The organism is Vibrio sp. V03_P4A6T147, assembly GCF_002241085.1.
GTDB lineage: Bacteria > Pseudomonadota > Gammaproteobacteria > Enterobacterales > Vibrionaceae > Vibrio > Vibrio anguillarum.
Genome location: NZ_NDIO01000299.1, coordinates 1 through 6,721, shown reverse-complemented (window position 1 = coordinate 6,721; position 6,721 = coordinate 1). Strand labels below are relative to the sequence as shown.

General features: G+C 43.5%; 3 protein-coding genes. All 3 read left to right on the top strand.

Annotated elements, in window-relative coordinates:
• Positions 1 to 1,482, top strand: a 1,482-nt coding sequence (locus B9J84_RS11725) for a DUF3458 domain-containing protein (RefSeq protein ID WP_143698860.1), incomplete at its 5' end; no start/stop codon positions are given.
• 65 nt (positions 1,483 to 1,547) lie between these two features.
• Positions 1,548 to 1,766 carry a DUF2835 domain-containing protein gene (locus tag B9J84_RS11720; protein WP_013856912.1) on the top strand — a complete coding sequence of 73 codons (219 nt, stop codon included), beginning with the start codon at positions 1,548 to 1,550 and terminating at the stop codon, positions 1,764 to 1,766.
• A gap of 182 nt (positions 1,767 to 1,948) precedes the next feature.
• A partial coding sequence (locus tag B9J84_RS11715; protein WP_094124191.1) for an NAD-glutamate dehydrogenase occupies positions 1,949 to 6,721 on the top strand: 4,773 nt, incomplete at its 3' end.

Genomic DNA, 6,721 nt, shown 5'->3' with positions numbered 1-6,721 from the left:
ACATTAACTGTCTATGAAAAAGGCAGTGAAGTGATTCGTATGATGCATACGTTATTGGGTGAAACGAATTTCCAAAAAGGGATGAAGCTCTATTTTGAGCGTCATGACGGCACTGCCGCTACCTGCGAAGATTTTGTTGCAGCGATGGAAGATGCTTCTGGCGTCGATCTTACCCAATTCCGTTTATGGTATAGCCAATCTGGTACACCGATTGTTTCAGTGAGCACTGAATATGACGCACAACAGAAAACCTATGCCTTAACCGTAGAGCAAACAACCGAACCAACGCACGAGCAAAAAGAGAAAGCAGCGCTGCATATTCCTTTTGATGTTGAGTTATACACCGCTCATGGTGATGCAATTGAGTTACAATGTAACGGAAAGCGAATCTCTAATGTACTGAACGTAACACAGGCCAAGCAGACCTTCGTGTTTGAAAATGTGCCAGAGAAACCGATCCCTTCCTTGTTGCGCGAATTTTCAGCACCAGTGAAACTGGAGTATGACTACAGTGATGATGAGCTTATCTTCTTGATGGTCAATGCTCGTAACGAATTTGCTCGCTGGGATGCAGGCCAAATGTTGTTAGCCAAATATATCCGTAGCAATGTGTTTGGAGTGCAGTCGGGTAAGGCGGCGGATTTGCCTGAATCGGTAGTTGATGCATTCCGTGGTGTGTTACTGAGTGAGGCTCTAGAGCCTGCTTTTATTGCGGAAATGCTCTCATTGCCTAGCCATAATGAGGTTTCAGGTTGGTATAAACGTGTGGATGTTGATGCCATAGCGACCGTACTTAAAGCGATGAAAGTACAGCTTGCTAACGCATTGCAAGATGAGCTCAATGCGGTTTACCACAGTTTAAAACAGACAGCATACAGCATTGAACACAGTGCAATTGGTGAACGAGCATTGCGCAATACTTGCCTTGCTTATTTAGCTTATACCGACCAAGGCAATGATTTGGTGCTGGCTCAGTATCACAGCGCCAACAACATGACTGACACCATCGCCGCTATGAGCGCTGCGAATAGTGCACAGCTTATGTGCCGTCAAGCACTGATGGATGATTACAGCAATAAATGGAAACACGATGGATTAGTGATGGATAAATGGTTTGCACTGCAAGGGACGAACCCCGCGCCAAGTGTTTTGGATACCATTCAACAAACCATGAAACATGAAGCATTTAGCTTAAAAAATCCAAATCGTACTCGTAGTTTAATTGGTTCATTCCTCAGCGCAAACCCAGTTAATTTCCATGCAAAATCGGGTGAGGGATACCGTTTTGCAGGGCAGATACTGCGTGAACTCAATGATAGTAATCCCCAAGTTGCGTCGCGTTTAATTGATCCTTTACTTAAATTCAGGCTCTACGATGAAACTCGTCAAGCAATGATGAAATCGGAGTTGGAGACTTTGAAGTCAATGGATAATTTAGCTCGGGATCTCTTTGAAAAAGTAACAAAAGCGCTCGAATCTTAAGGATCTTAACTCTACTAAGAGCGAGGTGATAGATACGTCTCCTCGCTCTATTTTGGTTAACGGCTATGAAGCAATACTATTTTACTCTCAATATTTCTTATCAAACTTACTTAGCGCACTATTCTGGTGTAGCAAGCTCTGTACAAGTCTACACAGATCAAGGTTTACGCCTTCAGCTACCCGCGTCTCGATTTCGTCCATTTCTTAGCCAAATTGGAGTAAAAGGTCGATTTCGGCTGACAACTGACCAAAATAACAAGTTTGTAAAGTTAGAAACTCTGTGAGCCGCTGATTTTCTAGATATTTAAATAGGAATCTTAATCACATTCTCAAACATTTCACCTCATACCTGCCCTAAAACTGTTAACTATTTGTCAATAAAGCTTTTACAATAAAGCAAGCATTACCAATGGTAAGCGCTATGCTTACCGCATACCCTACAAAAATAATAATCTTGGAGTCTACTATGACTGCGCGTGAAACTTTAGTGCCAGTTCTGCTTGAAAAAGTGTACAAACTGATTCAAGACAAACTCGATCTTGCTCATCAACCGCTCGTGACCCAACTTGCTCAACATCTATTTAGTAACATTTCGAAAGATGATCTGACTGAACGTAATGAATCTGACTTATATGGTGCAATAGTTAGCCTATGGCACCATATTAACGAGAAAAACCCAGAGGAGCGTTCAGTGCGGGTATTTAACCCGACAGTAAGCCGCCAAGGTTGGCAGTCAACGCACACGATTGTTGAAATAGTAATCCCTGATAGTCCGTTTCTTGTGGACTCCATTAAAATGGCGCTCAGCCGTTTGGATTTATCGTCACACCTCATGCTCAATGGTCCAACGCAAATCTCGCGCACCGATAACGGTGTTATTACTTCGGTAAACCAAGGTGAGGGTGTTCTGCAATCTCTTTTTCATATTGAAGTCGACCGCCTTAGTAGCAAAGAAGCGATGACACAGTTGAAAAATGAGTTGCTTAGTATTTTGAGCGATACAGCTTTAGTGGTGCAAGACTGGCAACCAATGTCAGAAAAACTGGTGCAAGTGATTGCGCAATTGGAGACACAAAAAGAATTCATTCCTGTAGAAAGTGATCGTTACGAAGAAACCATCAAATTCTTAAAGTGGATGGGAAATCATAATTTCACTTTCATGGGGTACAAAGAATACGACCTCGTGACGGTCGAAGGCGATACTGAACTGAGACCAACAGCAGAAAAAGGGTTGGGTTTATTTTCTGATTCAAAACGTGTACGCAGCGTAAAATTATCTGACTTTCCTGATTCCGCGCGCCTTGAAGCCAAAAAGCCTTTTTTATTGATTGTCACTAAAGGCAATACCCAATCACGTATCCACCGCCCAGCTTATACCGATTATATCGGCGTTAAAAAGTTCGACAAAGTAGGTAAAGTGATCGGTGAACATCGTTTCACTGGCCTATATACCTCGGCGGTGTACAACCAAAGTGTCGAAACTATTCCGCTGATCCGCGAAAAAGTAGAACGTATCCTAAAAGCCAGCGGTTATCGTGCAGGCTCGTATTCCTATAAAGCGCTGCACAATATTCTAGAAAACTATCCTCGTGATGAGTTACTGCAAGCACGTGAAGAAGAGATGTTAGAAGTTGGGATGGGCGTAGTGCAAATGCAAGATAGGGATTTGCTGCGTCTGTTTGTTCGTAAAGACCCGTTTGGTCGTTTCTTCAGCTGTATGGTCTATGTGACCAAAGAGCGCTATAACACCGAGCTTCGCCGCCAAACGCAACGAATTTTCAAACAGTACTTTGGTTGTGAGCAAGATGTTGAGTTCACCACTTATTTTTCAGAAAGCCCATTGGCAAGAACACACTACATCGTACGTGTTGATAACAACAATATGGATGTCGATGTAAAAACGGTAGAGCAGAATTTAATGGAAGCATCATCAACTTGGGATGATCGTTTATCAGATGCGATCGTAGCAAACTTTGGAGAGAGTAAAGGACTGCCATTATCGAAAGAATACATGCGTGCATTCCCTCGTTCTTACAAAGAAGACATGATGCCGGGTTCAGCGGTGGATGATATCCAGCGATTGGAAGCCTTAGATGAAGAGCACAAACTCGGCATGTTGTTCTATCGCCCACAAGAAGAAGCGGCCGATTCAAAAGCGGTGCGGTTAAAACTCTATCACCGTGACGAGCCAATCCATCTTTCTGATGTGATGCCGATGTTGGAAAACTTAGGACTGAGGGTGATCGGAGAGTCACCTTATGAAGTACGCAAGTTAAATGGACAAACGTATTGGATCTTAGATTTCTCAATGCTGCATAAGAGCGATAAGAGTGTCGATCTTCGAGAAGCGAGAGATCGTTTTCAACAAGCATTTGCGGCTATTTGGGCTGGTGAATTAGAGAGTGATGGCTTCAACCGACTAGTACTCGGTGCTTCATTAACTGGGCGCGAAGTATCGATTCTTCGTGCTTATGCGCGTTACATGCGCCAAGTGGGTTTCCCATTCAGTCAACAATATATTGAAGATACACTCAGCCATTATCCAGATGTAGCAAAAGGGCTGGTGGAACTATTCTTAAAGCGGTTTGATCCTAAACACAAAGGGGCTCAAAAAGGACAAACGGATCTTATCAACGCTATTACTGAAGAGTTAGATCGTGTTGATAGCTTGGATGATGATCGTATTATTCGTCGTTATATGGAGATGATCAGTGCGACGATCCGTACTAACTACTTCCAGTTGGATGAAAACAATCAGATCAAACCTTGGCTTTCTTTAAAAATGAAACCGAAAGAGATTTCTGAAATTCCAGCTCCTGTGCCGGCTTTCGAAATCTTCGTTTATGCGCCTGATATTGAAGGTGTTCATTTACGTGGTGGTAAAGTAGCACGTGGCGGATTACGTTGGTCTGATCGCCAAGAAGATTTCCGTACCGAGATTTTAGGGTTAGTGAAAGCGCAACAGGTAAAAAATACCGTTATTGTTCCTGTGGGAGCAAAAGGTGGTTTTGTGTGTAAGAAACAGCACATGTTTACCACGCGTGATGAGATCTTTGCCGAGGGACAACGCTGCTATAAACGTTTTATTCGTGCATTACTCGATGTTTCCGACAATATTATTGAAGGTGAAGTCGTTCCACCTAAGAATGTCGTTCGTCATGATGAAGATGACCCTTACTTAGTTGTAGCCGCGGATAAAGGGACAGCAACATTTTCCGATTTGGCTAACTCAGTGTCAGCAGAATACAATTTCTGGCTAGGTGACGCTTTTGCTTCTGGTGGTTCAAATGGTTACGACCATAAAGCCATGGGGATTACAGCAAAAGGGGGATGGGAGTCAGTCAAGCGCCACTTCCGTGAGATGGGCATTAATTGCCAAACCACAGATTTCACAGCGATTGGCATTGGCGATATGGCTGGAGATGTGTTCGGTAATGGTATGCTGCTGTCTAAACACATCTGTTTGCAAGCAGCGTTTAACCATTTGCATATTTTCATCGATCCAACACCAAATTCAGCAAAAAGTTGGGAAGAGCGCAATCGCTTATTCAACACGCCACGATCTAGCTGGGAAGATTACAACGCAAAGTTGATCTCAAAAGGTGGTGGTATCTTCTCTCGCAAAGCGAAATCGATCACCTTAACGCCTGAAATTCAAAAAATGATCGGCACTAAGAAGGCTTCTGTTGCGCCTAATGAGCTGATTAAAATGATCTTGAAAATGGAAGTGGATCTTCTGTGGAACGGCGGCATCGGCACCTATGTTAAATCATCGAAAGAGAGCCATTCTGATGTGGGTGACCGTGGTAACGATGCTCTAAGAATTGATGGACGCGATCTTCGCACAAAAGTGATCGGTGAAGGCGGTAACTTAGGTATGACTCAACTTGGACGTGTTGAGTATGCATTAACTGGTGGTCGTGTTAATACCGACTTTGTTGATAACGTTGGCGGCGTCGATTGCTCGGATAATGAAGTTAATATTAAGATCTTCTTGAATGGCTTGGTGGCGAATGGTGATCTTACCGTCAAACAACGTAATCAGATCTTAGAGTCGATGGAAGACGAAGTAGGAGGCATCGTTATTGAAGATGCTTACGCTCAATCTGAAGCTATTTCTGTCACTGAGCAACAGGGTGTATCGTTAGTTAAAGAGCAAATTCGTTTCATCCATGCAATGGAAAAAGCAGGGCACCTTGACCGAGCATTGGAATACATTCCAGATGATGAAACTTTGCTTGAGCGTGAGAAGCAGGGATTTGCATTAACCCGTCCGGAGCTATCGGTATTAGTGGCATACGGCAAAATGGTGTTGAAAGAGGAATTGGCTTGTGAAGAGATTTCACACGATGAATTCCATTCACAGCAGTTGATCAACTATTTCCCTACGGAGTTACGTCGTAACTATTCTCAGCACATGCAACAACACCCACTTCGTGCAGAGATCATTGCTACGGCTCTGGCCAATCAGATGGTGAACGAAATGGGATGTAATTTCGTGACCCGTCTTCAAGAAGAGACTGGTGCGAATGTTGTCGATATTGCCAATGCTTACACTGCGGCAAGAGAAATCTATGGTTTAGGCCGTGTTCTTGAGCAGGTTCGTTTACTCGACAATAAAGCAGAAGCCGATGCACAGTACGATGTGATTTTCTTAGTACGCCGAACCTTACGCCGCTTATCTCGTTGGTTGCTGCGTAATCGTTCAGGTAAACAATCGGTCAAAGATTTGATTGCGCTTTATCAAACTGACGTCAATGCCGTTTCCGCTGAACTAGATAATATGCTCGTTGCTGAAGAGGTTGCAGAGCATAATGCCATGGCTCAAGTCTGGATTGATAAAGGCATTAACTCAGAACTGGCGAATTACGTTGCTCGTTTATCAAGCCTGTACTCAGCACTGGATATATCCACAGTGGCACGTGATAAAGGTAAGACTGTTGCTCAGACAGCTAAGCTTTACTTTAACTTAGGTGATCGTTTATCACTGCACTGGTTCTTAAAACAGATTAACGGTCAAGCGGTGGATAACAACTGGCAAGCACTAGCTCGCGCTGCATTCCGTGAAGATTTAGACTGGCAGCAGCGTCAACTCACTGCGCAAGTATTGAATTGTACTTGTGCACCAGAAGAACTCGATGTAATGAAAGCACTGGATGAATGGATTGCTAGTAATGAAGTGTCCTTAATGCGCTGGGAGAGTATCCTCAACGAATTTAAAGTTGGTGCAGTACATGAA

Excerpts from the sequence above, each read along its gene's own strand:
- B9J84_RS11720 (WP_013856912.1), top strand. The coding sequence starts at position 1,548 with ATGAAGCAATACTATTTTACTCTCAATATTTCTTATCAAACTTACTTA.